The sequence below is a fragment of the Porphyromonas pasteri genome, assembly GCF_014647755.1.
Lineage (GTDB): Bacteria > Bacteroidota > Bacteroidia > Bacteroidales > Porphyromonadaceae > Porphyromonas > Porphyromonas pasteri.
The window spans coordinates 148,671-167,297 of record NZ_BMPU01000003.1 but is presented as its reverse complement, the minus strand read 5'-3'; the positions used below and the strand labels follow the sequence as shown (position 1 = coordinate 167,297).

Below are 18,627 nucleotides of genomic sequence, written 5' to 3'. Positions count from 1 at the left end.
CTAGATACCGACCTGAAGACCGAAGGTGACGGTGCGCAGGGGAGGCGTGCCGTAGGCTACGAAGCCACGCTGCTCGGGGTCGACGACGAGCATCTTATCCTTCCACGTGAGGAGGTTGTTACCTGCAGCGTAGAGGCGCAGGGTGTTGACACCGATCTTCTGCGTCCAGCGCTTAGGAGCAGTGAAGCCGATGGTGAAGTTCTTCAGACGCAGGTGGTCGGTGGGGCGCAGGAAGCGGGTCGAGTACGTATACGTATTCGTAGGCTCGAAGGAGGGAAGCTCCGTCTTGTCACCGACCTGCTTCCAGATCTTATTGATGTCGTAGTACTTGGGGATAGCCAGGTTCAGCACTTCTTCGTTACCGTCCTGGTAGAGCGCGGTAGCGCTATCGTAGAGGTAGCCACCGAGGGAGTAGCTGAGGGTGAAGTTGATGTCGACGGGGCCCCAAGTGATGTTGTTGATAAGCCCGCCAGTGAAGGTGGGGTCAAAGGGCTTGTCATCGATACGACGACGGTTGGCCTGAGAGCCCTCCGTGACGATGGAGCGGTCGTAGGTCTTCGTGGCTTCGTCGTACTTATTGGAGTAGTACTGTACCTTACCCGTGTTGGGGTCGATACCAGCGTATTCAGCCAGATAGTAGGCGTTGTAGGGGTGACCAACTTCGTGGATCCAAGTGCGGTCTACACGTGTGGTTTGTACGCCGTCGTAGCGCAGGAGGGTATTCTTATTGTGGCCGAGGGAGAAGGTCGTGCTCCAAGAGAACTTGTCCGTAGAGATGTTGGTGGAGCGCAGCTCGACTTCGAAGCCCGTGTTACGCATACTACCTACGTTCTGCAGCTCGCTACTGAAGCCCGTCGTACCTGAGATGTTCTTGTAGAGGAGTAGGTCGGTAGTCAGACGGTTGTAGTAGTCGAAGGTAACACCGACACGATTGAAGAGGCGGAAGTCAAGACCGAGGTTGAAAGCCTTGTTCTTTTCCCAAGAGAGGTTGGGTGAGCCGAGATCGCTTTCCGAAGCCCCCGTACCCCCGTTGTAGTTGTAGCCGAAGCTGTAGAGGGAGAGGTGGTCGTAGTAGCCGTAGGGGAGCGTACCGTTAGCACCATAAGAGAGGCGCAGGCGGGTGTCGGAGAGGATGGGCTCGAGAGACTTCATGAACTTTTCCTTACCGATGTTCCATGAGCCAGAGAGTGACCAGAAGAGCCCCCAGCGGTGAGCAGGAGCGAGGCGAGAAGAGCCGTCCCAGCGAGCCGAAGCACCGAAGATGTAGCGGTCATCGTAAGCGTAGTCCCCCTTGACGAGGAAAGAGAGCATGCGGGTCTTGTCGACTTCGGTGCTACCGCTTGAGTTCCCTGCATTCCCCAGTTCGTACTTGAGGTAAGAGGGGAAGTCAGTACCCCAGATATAGACGTTCAGCCGGTCGAAGGCTTCGGACTCGAAGCTGGCTACACCAGAGAGGTGGTGCTTGCCGAAGTCATGGTTAGCGTAGAGCTGAGACTGTGTGGAGAGGGTAGCACGCTCAAGGTTGGAGCGCTGGAAGACCCCGTTAGCAGCTTCACCGTCACCTTGGCGAGGATCCCACCAGACGGCTTCTTCGGAGTTGATGTAGTCGTAGCTGACATTCTGACGAAGCTTCAGCCAGGGGAAAAGGGTGAACGAAGCTTCGAGAGAGGGGTAGACGCGCACGAGCTGCGTTTCGGAGAAGTTTTGCGTCGTGGCGAAGAGGGGGTTGATGTTGTTGTTCCCCGAGAAGCTGCTGTTGTAAGATCCATCTTCCTTGAAGGGATAGTTGGATGGAGTCAGCGTAGCGGATATCCCGTAGATAGGGTTAGCGTAGGCACTGCCTTCACTGCTGGTGTGCTGCTTGGTCTTAGCGAAGAGCATACGAGCCTTCAGCTCCAGACGGCGGTCGGTGTGGCTGACGTTGAAGCTACCAGTCAGACGGTTGAAGTCAGAGGCCAGTGAGATACCCTTCTGGTCAGCGTAGGACATCGAGGTGTAGAACTTCGTCTTCTCACCACCACCTGAGACGCTGAACTCGTAGTTCTGTGAAGCGCCATTGCGGAGGAGGATCTTGCGCCAGTCCGTGTAGCCAGACCAAGGCTTAGCGATAGCGGTACCGATGGTCTTCTCTACCTGAGCAGCTACGTCAGAGGCGTTGGGGTAGAGGAGCTGATTCGTCGTCTTGTCACGGAGCTCGCTGTAGTACTTGGTGTACCCGTGGCGGATCAGTTCGTTACGCTTCTCAGCGCTGAGGGTAGGGCGGTAGTCGATAGCCATATCGGAGCTACCCCAGTCAGCCTTGAAGTTGTAGTGCGTCTTCCCAGCACGTCCGCTCTTGGTCGTGATGACGACGACCCCGTTAGCTGCACGTGAGCCATAGAGGGCTGCAGCACCAGCGTCCTTGATGACGGTGATATTCTCGATGTCGTTGGAGTTGATCGTAGAGAGTGGACTCATACCCCCCTTAGCGTAGTCGAAGACTGAGGCGCTGCTGTTATTGACAGGTACCCCGTCGATGACGTAGAGTGGGTCGCTACCAGCGTTGATAGAGCCGAGACCACGGATACGCACCGTAGCGATGCTACCGGGCTGACCCGAGTTGGAGTTCACTGCTACCCCTGCGATAGCCCCAGTGAGCTTATCTTCGAGGGATGTGGTGGGTACGTCCTTCATGTTCTTCGTGGAGATGGTCGTAGCAGAGCCTGCGAAGGCGGACTTACGGGTGTTCCCATACCCCGTGATGACGACGTCCTTGATCACCTGCTCTTCTGCCTGGAGGGTGATCTTCATCTCACCCGAGGCGATGGGTAGCTTGAGCTTGTTGAATCCGATGCAGCTGATCGTAAGGTGCTTAGCTGCATCTGGTAGCTTCAGCGTGAAGCGTCCGTTGACGTCGGTCAGGGTCCCTGTGGTGGGGAACTCGACGCAGGACACGCTGGCTGCGATGACGGGCTCCTTATCCGCAGATGAGATGATGACCCCCGTGACGGTGATCGTCTTCTTCTGCGACCAACCCACTCCTGCGAAGAGGAAGAGAGCGAGGAGGAAGAAAAGTGCTCTTCTCATGAGAATAGTAGTTTTAGTGTGATATGTGCGTACTTGCTTTTGAGCCGTAACTTGAGATTACTATCTATTCCATAGGGTACTCTGGAGGTGTCATCCTCGCGGTCTTTCACGTCATGTCTTTCTCCTAAAGGGAGGGTTGCCCTCCCCGTGCTCCAGCGTATCCTTTTTTCAAATGTAGAGATTTTTATTTCCTATCCAATAGCAGGCTACCCAGGGAAGCCGTGAAGAAGGCGGTTTGTCGCTATCTGTGGGGGCTCTTACGGCCTGTAAAAGGGAGGGGGAGATGTATAGATGTACGGCTGTAAGTGTCTGTAAAGTATGTATATGTGTGTGGGTGGATGTAGGCTCTTTCTCCTGCTCTTAGTTATCTGAGATGTGTACTTGCCATGGGCGAAATTTTCTCATCGGAAGGCCTTGGGATGGGGCGTTTTTCGGGTTGAAATAACCTTAAATAATTTAGGAAGCTCGTTTGGTTGTTGATGTGTACGAAAGGAACGTGGTACCCTTGACTTTAGTATTTAAAGATGGGTCTTCGTAGAGGTGGGCTTTCGTTTCTCTCGTCGGCGTGCTTTTTATTCCGCTTATCGCTTCCTACCTGCTTGCGCTGATGCGGTATGCCCCATACGACTCCTTATATATTATATGTGCAGGAGAAGGAAGGTGTACGCATTGGGAGGGGGTGTTTTCTACCAGTACTGGTCAGCGAGGCAACCAGTACTGCTCACTCGTCGAACCAGTACTGGTAACTAATAGCGACCAGTACTGCTTCGCTTCGTGACCAGTAGTGGTCGCAAAAGGGAGCTTATACGACTTCGCCTAACCTCGTCATAATGAGCCGGCTTCTTGGTGGTGAGGAGTTTGCTCCAAAGGCGAAGAGTTGGCTTTGCGCTCTCTGAGTAGTGGCGGGTGGAGACCGCGTGGTGTAACGTCGGTAGGATGCTGCTTCGTAAGCAAATTTCAAGGTGACATATCTTTACCTTATCACTGTGTGGGTGAGGAGGGAAGGGGGTGTCTTTGACGCTTTGACAAGGAATTAACGGTGCGACGGGCAGAAATGCTTATCTTTGCATATAATAACAGTAATGTGTCTCTTTAGTCGTCACTCCCAATAGCTACTGCATCGTTCATGAGAAAACGAGTCATCTGGATCATCGTCATGGCCCTTGTCTCGGCCTATGGACTCCTCTCATGGGTGCAATACGAATACTATGGTCGCGTGCTTGAGCTGCGCACCGAGGGGATTCGCAATCAGATGAAGGAAGCGATGGGCGAGGTGGCTGAAGAGCTGCAGGTACGTGAGCTGATACGCTACCTCAATAAGGGGCTCAATCGCAAGAATGACCGCTTTGAGGACAGCGAGTTCCTACCGACCTCTGTCGCTTCGTTCGATATCTGGACGCGCACCAAGCTCGATACCCAGATCGTCCAGCGGGCTCTGGATAGGGAGAACATCTACCTGAAGATGCCACACAAGGGGAATACGAGTCGTGTCGACTACCGTCCGTCCGACCGCCTTGTACACGCCTACTTCGCTAACGTCCATGCGCTGGACCGCTACATCCTGAAGTATCTATATGATAGCTACAACAAGGATAGCATCCCGCAGATGGTGAATGTGCGTCTCTTGAAGAGCCTCATCCGTGAGCATCTGGACAACAAGGATCTCTGCGGGCCCTACATGATGTCGCTACATGACTACCAGGGGCGTACGCTCTATGAGTACATCCCCCCGGCGATGGTCAATGCCAAGCGATGGGAAGAGCGCAATACGGTGGTGCAGTATCTCTTCGTGCCGACTGATGGTGCAGAGACAGACCGCCCCTACATGAAGGTCACGCTTGACGTCACCCCCACGAAGTCGGAGGTGCTTCGGCTGGCATTGCCCAGCTTCATCTCCACAATCATCGTGCTTGTCCTCGGCTTCTCCGCCCTCGGGGTCCTTCTCAAGCACATGAGCTTCTCCTCGCAGCGCACGAGCTTCATCAACAATATGACGCATGAGCTGAAGACGCCTGTGAGTACCATCCTCCTCTCCAGTCAGTCGCTGGGACAGTCTCTCGCCGAGCGGGGCGACCTCACGCCGCGAGCTCAGAGTGCACTGGATATCATCGGGCTGGAGGCGCAGCGTATGAAGTTCCTCATCGACAAGGTACTGCAGTTCTCGCTGCTGGACGGAGCTTCGGGGCGCTTCTCGCTGGAGCCCTTGGACGTCAATGAGCTGCTCCTGCCCGTAGCGGAGATTTATACCTTCCACGCCCAGCAGCGTGGTGGGGACTTGGAGCTGGACCTGGATGCCCTGAATACGTGGGTGCAGGGGAATCATATTCACCTCTCCAACGTCTTCTTCAACCTCCTCGACAACGCGGTCAAGTACAGCCGCCCTGATGAGCCTCTACGCCTGGCGATCCGTACTGCTGACGAAGACGGCAAGATCCGTATCACCATCGAGGATAATGGGATCGGGATGGAGAAGCGCGAACTGAAGCGTATCTTCGACCGCTTCTACCGCGTCACCTCCGGAAAGCGCCACGACGTGCGAGGCTTCGGCCTGGGTCTGGCGTACGTGGCCTCCGTCATCAGCCAGTGTGGTGGTACGATCACCGCCGAGAGTGAGCTGGGTGCGGGGACTAAGATGATTATTCACCTACCGGCCTCTGAGCCGGAGTAGTGCTACCAAGCGGTTTGCGTTACCTACCTATATAGTATATAGATTAAAAACTACGACAGCTAATAGATTAAAGACTATGGACGAACCATTAAAGATCCTCCTCTGTGAGGATGAAGAGAACCTCGGGAACATCCTTCAGGAGCTCCTGCAGAGTAAGAAGTTCGCCGTCACGCTCTGTACTGATGGTGACCAGGGATGGGAAGCCTTCAAGAGCGCTAAGTACGACCTTTGTCTCCTGGATATCATGATGCCTAAGCGTGATGGTCTCACCCTGGCAAAGGACATTCGTAGCCTCTCGGCCGACGTACCCATCATCTTCCTCACCGCCCTCGGTATGCGTGAGAACATCCTCGAGGGCTTCCGCTCTGGGGCTGACGACTACATCACCAAGCCCTTCAGCATGGAGGAGCTCCTCCTGCGTATCGAGGCGATCCTGCGCCGTACGATCAAGCATGAGGGTGAGAAGGAGCCCCAGCGCGTGTACCAGCTCGGGCGCTATATCTTCAATACGACGACTCAGACGCTCTCCCTCGGCGAGACGTCGCGTCGCCTGACGACCAAGGAGTGCGAGCTGCTCTCGCTGCTCTGTCTCTTCGCCAATCAGACGCTCGAGCGTAGCCATGCGCTCAACGTCATCTGGGGGCTCACCGAGCCTACTGGCGGGCATGAGAACTCCTTCAGCCAGCGTAGTATGGACGTCTATGTGACGAAGCTTCGTCGCATGCTCGATGCTGATCCTCGCGTCGAGATCAAGAACGTCCACGGTAAGGGATACAAGCTCGTCATCCCCACTGAGGCGTAGGCACGCCCCCTCTTGGGCTCCGCCCACTACTCATCAGACAGCTACACATCACTTACCTCCCCCTTGGCCGCCTTCCTACGGCGGGTATCCTCCGCGATACCTGCCGTAGGAGAGTGGCCTATTATCCATAAAAGAATTGAATGATGAGTAAAAAGAATAAGCCCATCTCTGCCAAGAAGGGGAAACCCTCCAAGCAAGGCACAGACAAAGGGCAATCCATAAGTAAGCGGGATATCCTCCGCATCGCACGCCTGGTATTTGAGCAGAATGATGGGCGTGTACTGACCTACAAGCAGGTCTGCCATGCCTTCGGTAAGACGAATATGGGGCAGAAGCGCGCCATCTACCAGACGCTCGTCTCGATGGCCGAAGGTGGCGAGATCCAGGAGCTGGAGCCCGGACGCTTCGTCCGTGGTGGCCTCTCGAAGGAGCGCCTCGAAGGGCGCTTTGACTATCGTGCAGGCCGTGCTTCCTTCATCCCCGATGACCCCGAGATCGATACCCTCCCCCTCTCTGATCGTGCGCTCGCCAATGCCCTGCATGGCGACCGTGTCGCCGTATCCTTCGTGCGTACCCGCCGAGGGGAGTACAAGCGTGTGCAGGTCGTCGAGATCCTCGAGCGCCGTGAGGCGACCTATGTCGGGCGTCTGCAGATCTCTCGTGGCTATGCCTTCTTCGTCTCGCTCAATAAGGAGCTACGCCAGGATGTCTTCATCCCCGAGGATAAGACTATGGGTGCGACGGGCCATGATAAGGTCGTCGTACGCATCACCGACTGGGACCGCAAGAGCAAGAACCCTCGCGGGGAAGTCATCGATATCCTCGGTAAGGCCGGCGACAACTCTACGGAGATGCACGCCATCCTCGCTGAGTTCGGCCTCCCCTATAGCTATCCCGAGGCCGTAGAGAAGGCTGCCGAAGCACTCTCTGCCGAGATCACCGAAGAGGAGCTCGCACAGCGTGAGGACTTCCGTGGAGTGCTGACCTGCACCATCGACCCGCGTGATGCGAAGGACTTCGACGATGCCCTCTCCTTCCGCACGCTTCCTGAAGGGGGCTATGAAGTCGGGGTGCATATCGCCGACGTCAGCCACTATGTCCAGCCTGGTAGTATCATCGATGATGAGGCCTACAAGCGTGCCACCAGTGTCTACCTCGTGGACCGCACGATACCTATGCTCCCCGAGCGCTTGAGCAACTTCCTCTGCTCGCTCCGCCCCGACGAGGATAAGTATGCCTACAGCTGTATCTTCTCACTGGACGAAGAGGCGCAGCTCCGCTCAGCACGCATCGCCCGCACCGTCATCCGTAGCCAGCGCCGCTTCACCTATGAGGAGGCGCAGGAGATCATCGAGACGGGGAAGGGTGACCATGCAGAGGCTATCCTGACGCTTCACCGTCTGGCGCAGAAGCTCCGTGCTCGCCGCTTCGAGGCGGGGAGTATCGCCTTTGACCGCCCCGAAGTCCGCTTCGAGCTGGACGAAGAAGGTAAGCCCCTCTCTGTATACATCAAGGAGAGTAAGCCCGCCCACCAGCTCATCGAGGAATTCATGCTGCTGGCGAATCGTACGGTCGCTGAGCGTATAGCCGAGCCTGCTCGCAAGGATATCAGCCCCGCCCTTCGCTTAGGGCGTGGTGGCAAGCCTGCCTTTGTCTACCGTATCCACGAGGCCCCTGATGAGGAGAAGCTCCGAGGTCTGGCTGACTATGTGCGACGCTTCGGCTACAAGCTCAAGGTCGAGGGCGGAAGCTCCGTCATCGCTAAGAGCCTCAATGCCCTGCTCGCTGATATCAAGGGTAAGCCCGAGGAGGATATGCTGACGATGCTCGCTATCCGCTCGATGGCTAAGGCACGCTATACCACGACGCATATCGGTCACTACGGCCTTGGCTTTGATAGCTATACGCACTTCACCTCGCCTATCCGTCGCTACCCTGACTTGATGGTGCACCGCCTCCTCACACGCTACCTCATCGAGGGTAAGCCTTCGGCGGATGCCGCTGCGCTGGAGGATCAGTGTGACCATGCCTCCGAGATGGAGAGTGTGGCAGCCAATGCCGAGCGCTCCTCGATCAAGTACAAGCAGGTCGAGTATATGATCCCCCGCTTGGGTGAGGCCTTCACGGGCGTCATCACAGGGCTGGCTGACTGGGGCTTCTACGTCGAGCTGGAGGAGAATAAGTGCGAAGGGCTGGTACCAGCACGTGACCTCTCCGACGACTACTACGTCTATGATGAGGCGAACTTCCGTCTCGTCGGGCGCCATACGGGCCGCACGTTCACCCTCGGTCAGCGTGTCGAGGTCGTCGTGGCGCAGGCCGATCTGGCACGCCGTCAGCTGGACTTCGCCCTGGATGAGCCCTCGATGAAGCGCCCTGAGCCCCGTCGTGCGCTGCGTCGCTATTAGTCACAAAAGGCGCACCGACTCCACTATAAAAGCTAAGGCTTGGCTCCACTGATGTGGAGCCAAGCCTTATGAGTATATGCCTTCGTCAGGTGAAGGCTATGGGGGTCTGTCCGCTCGTGGACTACATGTTCATCCCACCGCAGACGTGGATCGTCTGACCAGAGACGTAGCTGGAGAGGTCGCTTGCGAGGAAGGTAGCTACGTTGGCTACGTCCTCAGGCGTACCGCCACGACGGAGGGGGATCTGTACTTCCCACTGCTTGCGAACTTCTTCAGAGAGTGCACCCGTCATATCGGTGATGATGAAGCCAGGGGCAATAGCGTTGGCACGGATACCGCGAGCTCCGAGCTCCTTTGCGATGCTCTTTGCCAGACCGATCATACCAGCCTTAGAAGCGGAGTAGTTCGCCTGACCTGCGTTGCCAGAGACACCGACGACGCTGGCCATATTGATGATGCTACCGCTACGCTGCTTGACCATGACGGGGGTGACAGCGTGGATGAGGTTGAAGGCACTCTTGAGGTTGACGTTGATGACGAGGTCCCACTGCTCTTCGGTCATACGCATCATCAGCCCGTCACGCGTGATACCAGCGTTGTTGACGAGGACGTCGATACGGCCGAAGTCTGCGACGACTGCTTCGACGAGCTTGTGAGCATCTTCGAAGTTAGCTGCGTTAGAGGCATAAGCCTTAGCCTTGACACCGAGCCCTTCGAGCTCCTTGACGAAGGCTTCTACAGTCTCGTCGATCTTGAGGTCAGTGATCACTACGGAAGCACCTTCCTGTGCATACTTGAGTGCAATAGCGCGGCCGATACCACGGCCTGCGCCGGTGATGATGGCTACCTTGTTAGCAAGTAGATTCATTGTTTATCGTATTAAGAGTTGGATTCGTTGGGCACCTCTTCACTCTGGCGGATGCCGAAGAGCAGGAGGTGGCGTACTGCTGCGCGGATCTCCTCGACCGTGCCCTTGGAGCGGTAAGCCCCACTGATGAACGGGACTTCCATACCCTTGACGATGTTCTGCAAGAGATAGGCTGTGAGGCGTGTGTCGGGGACGTGGAAGAGTCCACTTTCCTTCCCCTCCTCGAGGAGCTCGCGGAGCTGGCGGATCTCCTTCTCGTCGAAGGCTGCGCGAGAGTTCTCTACGAGCCAGATGTCTCGGAAGAACTCGGCACGGAGCGAGCCATTGCGCAGGACCAAGTCCTTCATCTTGTCCAGATGCGTCAGGAGCATCGTCAGGATCTTGTCCTCGGGGGAAGCGGGGAGGCGGCGGATCAGCTCCAGGTCGTGCCATAGGCGCTCGAGCTCGCGCTCGATGACGGCGTGGAAGATCTCATCCTTGTTGCGGAAGTAGGTATAGAGCGTACGCCGGCCCTTCTTCGAAGCGTCGGCAATATCGTTCATCGTCGTGTTGGTGAACCCAACCCGAGCGAAGAGCTGCCGAGCCACCTCGATCATGAGGTCTTTTGTCTTGACAATAGTAGCCATGCGTTGCTGTCTCTGTATCCGTATCTATATATAATTTATGGTGTACCTCGTGAGGATATTTCCCACAGAAGGTACGGACAAAGTTATGAAAAATTGCGCAAAAGTGCCCGATGCGTGCAATGAGGCAGTCGCATCTCCCTCCACATTCACCCCAAAGAGGTAGGAGAGTGCGCCCCGCATCCTACCCCTTTGCTACCACGTCTCTATATTGATTGCTCCGCGACTTTGTGAGGGATGAAAAAGTAACCTATACTGGTTGGTGAAGCAATCGATATGAGTACGTGGGTCAGAGTTATGTTAGGCCGTTGCTCTGCGTAGGAATAAAAGTTGTGGATGAGTGGCAGAAAAGTTTGGACTACGTACGTGGCTCTAATATCTACGTACGTGGATATTTGGATTGACGTACCTGGTCTTTAAGACTACGTACGTAGATATGGAAACACCACTACGTGAAGGCGCTTTTTTCTTCACGAGAAGGACACTTGTAGTCCCGCTTCTTATCACTGCGAAGCAGTGGAATGTGTCGAGAAAGAGGTCAATAAGAGAGCTAAAGTTCTTAAAAATAGTGTACCTTTGTAAGCCTTCGTCCAGTCGTATGCATAGCGGAATGGGCGGAAAGAGTGCGCAATAAGTATTAACAATCATAGATTTATAAGGAACTAAATGAGCAAGTACGTAGGGAATCTTATCCCCCACACCTTCTTCGTGACGAAGGGTAGCGGTGAGTCGGATCTGGAACTTCACGCTGGGTCATACCACATGGCTCTGCATGATGCTGGGATCTCTGACTTTAATATCATGGTCTATTCGTCCGTGCTGCCCGCTACGGCACACATCGCTTCGATGGATGAGATCGACCTGCCTCCCTTCGGCTCAGAGCTGAAGACCATCCTCGCAGTATCGCACGGTCAGCAGGACGAATTCGTCTCTGCAGGTGTCGTCTACGCATGGATGTATGCTGATGAGAACTTCGATAAGAAGGTCGGTGGTCTGGTCTGCGAAGTCAGCGGCCGCTATCGTATCGAGGAGCTCGAAGCTCGTCTGATCCGTGTGATCAACGACCTGCACCAGAAGACTTATGGTCACTACTACCTCGGCGAACTGAACTTCGTCACCGAAGGGATCACGATCGAGAAGCGCTATGGTACGGCTCTGGCTGGTCTGTGCTTCATCGACTTCCAGCTGCCTGAGGTAGAGCCCGTAGAGCGTCACTTCTAAGCGACCTCTCGCTCTCGCCTGCGACTTCACGATAGAGTCGCACGGACATAAAAGCCACGAGCTTCAGCATCCCACGCTTGGTGGGGCTGAAGCTCGTGGCTTTTCTATGTAGTCGGGTAGTGAGGGCTACCGCAGAGTGGCTTAGAGGATGTTGAGCACCTGCTCCTTGATCTGCTCAAGCTCGTCCTTCATCTTGACGACGAGCTGCTGCATCTCGGCTTGGTTGCTCTTCGATCCCATCGTATTGATCTCACGACCGATCTCCTGTGCGATGAAGCCGAGGGTCTTACCCTGACCAGGCTGATCGGCATTGAGTACCTCGATGAAGTAGCTGAGGTGGTGTGCCAGACGCGACTTCTCTTCGTTGATGTCGAGTTTCTCGATGTAGTAGATCATCTCCTGCTCGAGACGGGAGTTGTCATAGCCACCCTGAGGGGCGACCTTCGCGAGGCCCTCTTCGAGGCGCTGACGGATAGCGGCGATACGCTCAGCTTCGGGGAAAGTGATCTCCTCCAGCAGCGAGCTGATCTTCGCGATACGTGAGGCGCAGACCTCGTGGAGCATCTTCCCTTCCTGCAGGCGGAAGGCTTGTAGCTCCTCTACAGCCTGACGGGTGGTGGCACGGACGACGTCCCACTCCTCCTTGCTGACCTCGGTCGTGCGGCTACTTTCGCTATCCATGACGCCAGGCAGACGCAGCAGGGCGACGGGGTCAATGGGGAAGTCCAGCCCAGACTCCGTGCGGAGCGTCTGGAGCTGATGGACGTACCCGAGGAGGGCTTCCTTGTTGATGGGGGTAGTGTTGCCCTCGAGGGCGTCATCCTCCATCGTGATGGTGAGGTCGATCTTACCACGCTGCAGGCGGTCGGTGATCAGAGAGCGGAGCTCCAGCTCACCCTCGCGGTAGATGGAGGCAATGCGTGCCGAGAGGTCGGCCTGCTTGCTATTGAGAGACTTGATGGCGACGGTGATGGTGCGGCTACCGAAGCGTGCCGAGGCCTTCCCGAAGCCAGTCATAGAGTGTATCATACGGGTCTTTGCTTTTATTCGCGGGCAAACATACGAAATATTCGTGAGTTAGCCCGCCCAGACTCACGCTGTGAGCGCCTTAGAAGAGGATACCGAACTTGAGAGATACCCCGCCCGAGCTACCCCAATACTTGTCGAAGTAGCGGCTGGAGTTGAACTCCTGATAAGCGTAACCCAAGCTGATCGTGAAGCGGTTGACAACGATACCCCCCGAGAGCGCGAAGTAGAAGCCGTGCAGCCCCGAGTGAGTAAGGCCGATGGAGTACCCAGGCTTGATGTCGAGGAAGGGCTTGACGACGGAGTTTGTGGGGAGCGTCGCACGGAAGTTCACAAAGAGGGGAAGCATCCAGAAGGCGTCGCGGTGCTTGTGAGAGAAGTAGCCATTGAAGCCCAAGCCCCCACCGAGGTAGATCGTGGGGCTGACGAGCGTACCGAAGGAGCCGAGTAGCTCCATACGCCCCAGACGGTCGGCGGAAGTAAAGCCCAGCTCCAGTGTCCCGGAGTAGTAGGGGGCAGAGCCGCCACCATAATAGCCTCGGCGACGTGGTGCGGCCTCGGCGAAGTTCATCAGGTAGTCACTCTCCGTGCTGACGGGAGCTTCGGTGAGCTGCGCGGTAGGCTCCTCGTGCTGTGTGCTGATGGTCGTGAGTGCTTGGCTCTCGACGGACTGCGCCTGTGCCCCGATGCTCATCAAGCTGAAGAGGAGGGCAGCGGTGAAGATCATCTTCTTCATGTGTGGTGTCTTGTTAGCAGTGAAGTGTCTTACGCTCCCTAAATGCCTGAGCAGGGCGGAGGCTGGAGCGGGAGACACGTGTACCATTAAAACGAGCGCACTTCTCCGCTCGGTATGTGAGCCTCCCTCTTACTCTTGGCCTTGAGGAGCTTGAATGCCCTCAGATGATGCTGCTCTTACGGTGCTGGAGCGGTAGCACGGGGGATTGTTGTACTTTTGGGCACCGCTCCCACGACGGGAGACGGCAGTAAACGACTTCATCCAAGAGCAAGTAAGCCGATGGCAAAGCAACAAAAGTGGTACGTCGTCTGGGCGGGACACGAGCCTGGGGTCTATGAGACCTGGGCGGAATGTCAGCGCCAGACGCAGGGCTATCCCAAAGCCCTCTTCAAGTCCTTCGAGAGCCGTAGTGAGGCTCTGCGAGCCTATGAAGAGGGCTTTCAGGGCTTCTCCCGTCGCCACCGTGCCCCCACGGGGATGGAGAGTAGCACCGAGGCTCCCATAGAGGAGGCGCTCGCTGTCGATGCTGCCTGCTCGGGCAATCCAGGTGTGATGGAGTACCGCGGCGTGTACCTACCTTCGCGTCGAGTCATCTTCGAGATGGGGCCCTTCCCCAAGGGAACGAATAACATCGGGGAGTTCCTCGCCATCGTGCATGCGCTGGCGCTCATCGAGAAGCAGGGGCTCTCACAGCTCGTCATCTACTCCGATAGCCAGACGGCTCTCGGATGGGTGCGCAAGAAGCGCTGCAAGACCCTTCTGGAGCGCACGGCCGAGACGGCTCAGCTCTTCGACCTCATCGAGCGTGCTGAGCGCTGGCTCCAGACGCATACCTACACGACACCCTTATATAAGTGGGATACCGTCCGCTGGGGTGAGATCCCCGCTGACTACGGTCGCAAGGGCTAAGCACCCTTATTTCTTCCGGCACTATTTATACCTTTGTAGGCGAAGTCCATGGACACTTCGCCCGTGGACGTATGGCTTGCCCCTCTATAATACCAAGAGGAGCGCCCCCTATGATGCGCATGAATAGCTCAAGTATTCCGCTCTTTGTACGAGCGCTATCCCTGATAGGAGCACCCACTTCTACGTGTAGGTGCGCCGATTCCTGTGCCTCTTACCCTTAGGTCTAAGCCACAATTCACAATACCTCTAACACTAACTCACAAAACTCACAGCACATGGATGTATTAGGGTTCGTCAAAGAGTTCAACGGGATTCTTTGGAACAGCTTCCTGATGTACGCCCTCCTCGGCGTCGGCATCTTCTACACCATCTACCTCGGCTTCCCACAGATCCGCCACTTCAATCTGGCGATGAAGTATGCCTTCGGCCCTGCTATGCGGCGGAAGAAGGGCGAGGAGGGTAAGTCCAAGGTCAACTCCTTCCAAGCTCTTGCCACCGCCGTAGCCGCCCAGGTCGGTACGGGGAACGTGGCAGGTATCGCCACCGCTATCTCCATGGGCGGCGTCGGATCGATCTTCTGGATGTGGATCTCCGCCATCCTCGGTATGGGGACGATCTTCTCCGAAGCTGTCTTAGCGCAGAAGTATCGTGAGGTACGTCCCGGAGGAGCTATCGGAGGGCCCGCCTTCTATATCCGTGAAGGCCTCGGGCTCAAGTGGCTGGCGCTCTTCTTCTCGATCGCCTTCATTACCTATGTGGGCTTCACGGGAAGTATGGTGCAGGCGAACTCCATCACGGTCGCGCTGACTACGGCCTTCGATATCGAGCCTTGGGTCGTCGGTGTGGGTATCGCACTCATCGTCGGTATCGTGATCGTCGGGGGGCAGAAGCGCATCACCACGGTCGCTGAGCTCGTCGTGCCCTTCATGGCTATCGCCTATATCTTGGGTTCGCTCGTCATCATGTGCATCTATTTTGATCAGATCCCCCAGGCCTTTGCTGAGGTCTTTAGAGAAGCCTTCTCTACGAAGGCAGCTGCTGGTGGTGCTGCTGGTATCGCGATGAAGTATGCCATCCGCTACGGGGTCGCTCGTGGCCTCTTCTCCAACGAGGCCGGTATGGGTACTTCGCCCCACGCTCACGCTATGGCCGAGGTGAAGGATCCTGCGATGCAGGGCTTCGTAGCGATGTCGGGTGTCTTCATCACGCTCCTCATCTGTACCTCTACGGCGCTGGTCATCCTTCTGACGGGTGTGCATAAGCAGCCTGGGCTCGAGTCGACAGCGATCACGCAGGAGGCCTTCGATATGGTCTTTGGTAAGGCCGGTATCATCTTCCTACAGGTGAGTATCTTCTTCTTTGCCTTCACGACGATCATCGGGAACTATATCTTCGGTGAGATGAATGTCCGCTCGCTCTTCGGCAAGGTCGGGGTCTATGTCTTCCGCGCAGTGGTCATCGGCTCGGTCTTCGTCGGGGCGATCTTCGCTGTGACCTTCGTGTGGGAGATCACTGACACGGTCACAGGGCTGATGGTCATCCCGAATATCATTGCCCTCATCTTCCTCGCTCCACAGACGAAGGCAGCCTACAAGAACTTCCTCAAGAAGCGCTCTGCAGGCGAGATCGACTAAGAAGCAATTCACATAAATAGCGAGCGGGCATCCCACCGATGGTGGGATGCCCGCTCGCTGTTTATGGTGACGTGTGGAGTGTGCTACACGATAAGTTGCCTAAGGCAAGCTGCGCAGAGGCGGACGTCACGCAGGCCCTTTTGGCGGAAGCGCACGTGGACGGCTGGCTGGTGTAGGTAGAGGTAGCCGAAGAGTTCGCTGAGCTTAGGGTAAGCTGCCTCGCCCGAAGTGCGGCGCTTGAAGCCTAAGACTCGCCCGCGCTCCATCGTGCATAGGGTGGGGAGTGCCTCCAGCGAAGCTGTCGGTAGCCCTATGGCTTCCAGCTCTGAGAGGACGAGGGTGCGATGGAAGCGGACGTTGTGTGCGACGAGTACTTTCGCCTCACTCATGGCTTGGAGCAAGCGCTCCAGCACGGGGCGTAGCTCCTCGCCTTCACACTCCATCTGCTCCGTCGTGATGCCGTGTAGGGCGGTCGCCTCCTCTGTTATGGAGGCGCTACGACGGATGAGGTGCGTCTCCTCGGAGAGGCAGGCACCTGTAGCGTCCAGCACCTGCCACGAGAGTAGGATAATCGGCGAGGGTGCGAACTCTATCCCTACCTCCTCTTCGTGGAGGATATCCTGCGTCTCGGTATCGAGGACGAGGTAGTGGGGGAGGGCTTCTCTTGGAGCAGGGCTGTCAAAGAGTGGGGACGAATCGACATCGACCTCTACAGCGATAGGTGCATCCTGTCGCTGTAGAGGTCGATGTGTATGTGCCGAGCGGAGAAGCTCCGAGCGGCGCTGAAGGCCCCATCTCAAGAGAAGCTGCAGGAGTACCAGTGCAAGAGGTACCAAGAGCAGAAGGAGTGGGGCAAGGCGCATAAGGCTTACTTCTTAGGGAAGAGGAAGGCGCGGCTACGCTCGGCGGCGGCCTTTGCCCAGTCCTCGGGGAGGAAGCGCCAGTTCTTCGGGTCTACGGGGCGGACGACCTTGTGACGGCGGAAGAATTCTGCTAAGTAATAGGACTGGTCGTGCGAGGTAGCACCGACGATACGCTTCGGCAGGTCTTCCTTCGCGATGCCAGACCCCGTGGTGAGCATCCCACCAGCACCACCAGCGCGGTAGGAGTTGATGGCTACACGATAGGTGCGGTCGAGGTCGAAGGGCTCGCTATGCCCCGTGAGGCGAAGTATTGTCACACGCTCGCCTTCAGGCTTGGAGAGATCGACGGTGTAGTCGATGCCTTGCGCCGCGCTGTAGTTGTAGGGCGGTACGAAGGTCTTATACTTGTCCGTCGGCTGTGCTCCAGTGCGCAGGCGGATGAGCCCACCATCTTCGGTGATGGAGGTCGCTGCCCAGCCTGCATAAGAGTACTCAAGGTAGCCACGTATCTCACGACCCGTGAGCTGCATAGCGTAGAGGAAGTTGGAGAAGGGACAGAACTTAAAGAGGTCGCGTACATAGACCTTGCCAGCGGGGAGGACGGCAGAGGTCTTCAGCGGTGCGGCAAAGGAGATCTCTGCATTCACCGACTCGAGCTGCATACGGTGGATGACATCCATATAGGGTGTCGTACCGAAGAGCGCATCTTCGCCACGCACCTCGGAGGCCAGCTCCCCGACTTCAGTAGCCAGATAGTCGTTTACTGCAGCGTACTCCTGGGCGAAGTGGCGGAGGAAGACCGAGTCTGGTTCTACACCCTCGAGTGAGATGAAGGAGGGGACGAGCTGCTTGGAGATGATGCGGCCACCTTCCTTGCGTACGGTGATCTGGATGTCCGCGACACGATCGAGATGGTTCGCGGGATTGATGAGAAGGACGGAGTCCGTCGTGCTTCCCTCAGGGCGGATCCACTCCAGCTCCTGACGGTGGTCGTGGCCAATGAGTAGGAGGTCAATGCCCATACCCTTGTTCGCCAGCGCACGGCCAGCATTCTCGAGGTAATCGGGGTTGTCATTCTCCAGCCCGGAGTGCATCAGCACGACAAGGAGGTCGGGCTTCTCGCGCTGCAGGATGAGGGGTACCCAGTGTGCAGCCGAGGTGAGGATATCGTCAAAGTGCAGGCCTTCCCAGAGGTGGGCAGGTACCCACTGCGGGATGGCAGGTGTCGTGAAGCCTAAGACGGCTACACGGAGCCCAGCACGGGTGAAGACGTGATAGGGCTTGAAGTAAGGCTCACCCGTCTTGTCGGAGATGATGTTCGCTGCGATGAGGGGGAACTTACACTCGCGCCCCCACTTGTCGAAGACGCTATGCCCAGGCTCGATGTCGTGGTTGCCCATGGCGACTGCGTCGTAGCCGAGGTAGTTCATCGCCGAGGAGACGATGTGTGTCGAGAGGGTGTCGACGTAGTTGTAGTAGTACGTCGGGGGCTCACCCTGCAGGAGGTCACCAGCATCCAATAGTAGGGTCTCGGGGTCCGTACGACGGATCTCGCGCAGTACCGTCGAGAGACGTGACATACTCCCCGTGCCTGGGCGGTCATTGAGGAAGTCATAGGGGAAGATATTCCCGTGGACGTCTGTTGTGTGCAGGATGCGGAGCTTGTGCTGTGTGACACGGGGCGCCTTCTGCGCCCAGGCTACGGAGCCCAAGAGGAAGAAGAGGACGAGTACCCCTGCCCAGCGGAGTGGGCTAGGGATACTCGTCTTGAGAGAGCTATTCATGTAAGTGGGTTCTTGGTCT

The 18,627-nt window shown here is 56.7% G+C and carries 13 protein-coding genes; 6 read left to right on the top strand and 7 right to left on the bottom strand.

The window, feature by feature from the left end:
* Entirely contained in the window at positions 1-3,066 is a 3,066-nt protein-coding gene (locus IEX77_RS05910; protein WP_188808124.1) for a SusC/RagA family TonB-linked outer membrane protein, read from the bottom strand.
* Positions 3,067-4,192: 1,126 nt separating this feature from the next.
* Here IEX77_RS05910 and IEX77_RS05905 point away from each other — a divergent pair.
* From IEX77_RS05905 to rnr, 3 genes are all read left to right on the top strand, one after another.
* The gene (locus IEX77_RS05905; RefSeq protein WP_188808123.1) at positions 4,193-5,734 is read left to right on the top strand and encodes a sensor histidine kinase; all 1,542 of its coding nucleotides are present in this window, start codon (positions 4,193-4,195) and stop codon (positions 5,732-5,734) included.
* A 76-nt stretch (positions 5,735-5,810) separates the two neighbouring features.
* Positions 5,811-6,536: a response regulator transcription factor gene (locus tag IEX77_RS05900; RefSeq protein WP_188808122.1), complete on the top strand. Its 726-nt coding sequence runs from the start codon at positions 5,811-5,813 to the stop codon at positions 6,534-6,536.
* Positions 6,537-6,676: 140 nt separating this feature from the next.
* Positions 6,677-8,944, top strand: coding sequence for a ribonuclease R (rnr, locus tag IEX77_RS05895; RefSeq protein ID WP_188808121.1), 2,268 nt, complete (start codon positions 6,677-6,679; stop codon positions 8,942-8,944).
* A 121-nt stretch (positions 8,945-9,065) separates the two neighbouring features.
* Here the strand turns inward: rnr and fabG are convergent, their stop codons facing one another.
* Positions 9,066-9,812 carry a 3-oxoacyl-[acyl-carrier-protein] reductase gene (gene fabG / locus IEX77_RS05890; RefSeq protein WP_060935769.1) on the bottom strand — a complete coding sequence of 249 codons (747 nt, stop codon included), beginning with the start codon at positions 9,810-9,812 and terminating at the stop codon, positions 9,066-9,068.
* Between the two features lie 11 nt (positions 9,813-9,823).
* Positions 9,824-10,438: a TetR/AcrR family transcriptional regulator gene (locus IEX77_RS05885; RefSeq protein ID WP_044115279.1), complete on the bottom strand. Its 615-nt coding sequence runs from the start codon at positions 10,436-10,438 to the stop codon at positions 9,824-9,826.
* Between the two features lie 663 nt (positions 10,439-11,101).
* On the opposite strand from IEX77_RS05885, the gene IEX77_RS05880 reads away from it, so the two are divergent.
* Positions 11,102-11,656, top strand: coding sequence for a pyruvoyl-dependent arginine decarboxylase (locus IEX77_RS05880; RefSeq protein WP_188808120.1), 555 nt, complete (start codon positions 11,102-11,104; stop codon positions 11,654-11,656).
* 141 nt (positions 11,657-11,797) lie between these two features.
* On the opposite strand, the gene IEX77_RS05875 is transcribed toward IEX77_RS05880, so the two are convergent.
* Together IEX77_RS05875 and IEX77_RS05870 are read right to left on the bottom strand one after the other, a co-directional pair.
* Positions 11,798-12,685 (bottom strand): YicC/YloC family endoribonuclease, encoded by an 888-nt coding sequence (locus IEX77_RS05875; RefSeq protein WP_188808119.1) that lies wholly within the window; start codon positions 12,683-12,685, stop codon positions 11,798-11,800.
* A gap of 79 nt (positions 12,686-12,764) precedes the next feature.
* Positions 12,765-13,418 carry a hypothetical protein gene (locus IEX77_RS05870; protein WP_188808118.1) on the bottom strand — a complete coding sequence of 218 codons (654 nt, stop codon included), beginning with the start codon at positions 13,416-13,418 and terminating at the stop codon, positions 12,765-12,767.
* A gap of 279 nt (positions 13,419-13,697) precedes the next feature.
* Here IEX77_RS05870 and IEX77_RS05865 point away from each other — a divergent pair, with 279 nt between their 5' ends.
* Together IEX77_RS05865 and IEX77_RS05860 are read left to right on the top strand one after the other, a co-directional pair.
* The gene (locus tag IEX77_RS05865) at positions 13,698-14,327 is read left to right on the top strand and encodes a ribonuclease H1 domain-containing protein (RefSeq protein ID WP_188808117.1); all 630 of its coding nucleotides are present in this window, start codon (positions 13,698-13,700) and stop codon (positions 14,325-14,327) included.
* 275 nt (positions 14,328-14,602) lie between these two features.
* Positions 14,603-15,961: an alanine/glycine:cation symporter family protein gene (locus IEX77_RS05860; RefSeq protein WP_188808116.1), complete on the top strand. Its 1,359-nt coding sequence runs from the start codon at positions 14,603-14,605 to the stop codon at positions 15,959-15,961.
* Between the two features lie 83 nt (positions 15,962-16,044).
* Here IEX77_RS05860 and IEX77_RS05855 read toward each other — a convergent pair whose 3' ends face one another.
* Together IEX77_RS05855 and IEX77_RS05850 are read right to left on the bottom strand one after the other, a co-directional pair.
* A complete protein-coding gene (locus tag IEX77_RS05855) occupies positions 16,045-16,824 on the bottom strand; it encodes a 3'-5' exonuclease (protein ID WP_188808115.1) in 780 nt (259 codons plus the stop codon).
* A 5-nt stretch (positions 16,825-16,829) separates the two neighbouring features.
* A complete protein-coding gene (locus IEX77_RS05850; RefSeq protein ID WP_188808114.1) occupies positions 16,830-18,608 on the bottom strand; it encodes a bifunctional metallophosphatase/5'-nucleotidase in 1,779 nt (592 codons plus the stop codon).
* Positions 18,609-18,627: the final 19 nt, after the last annotated feature.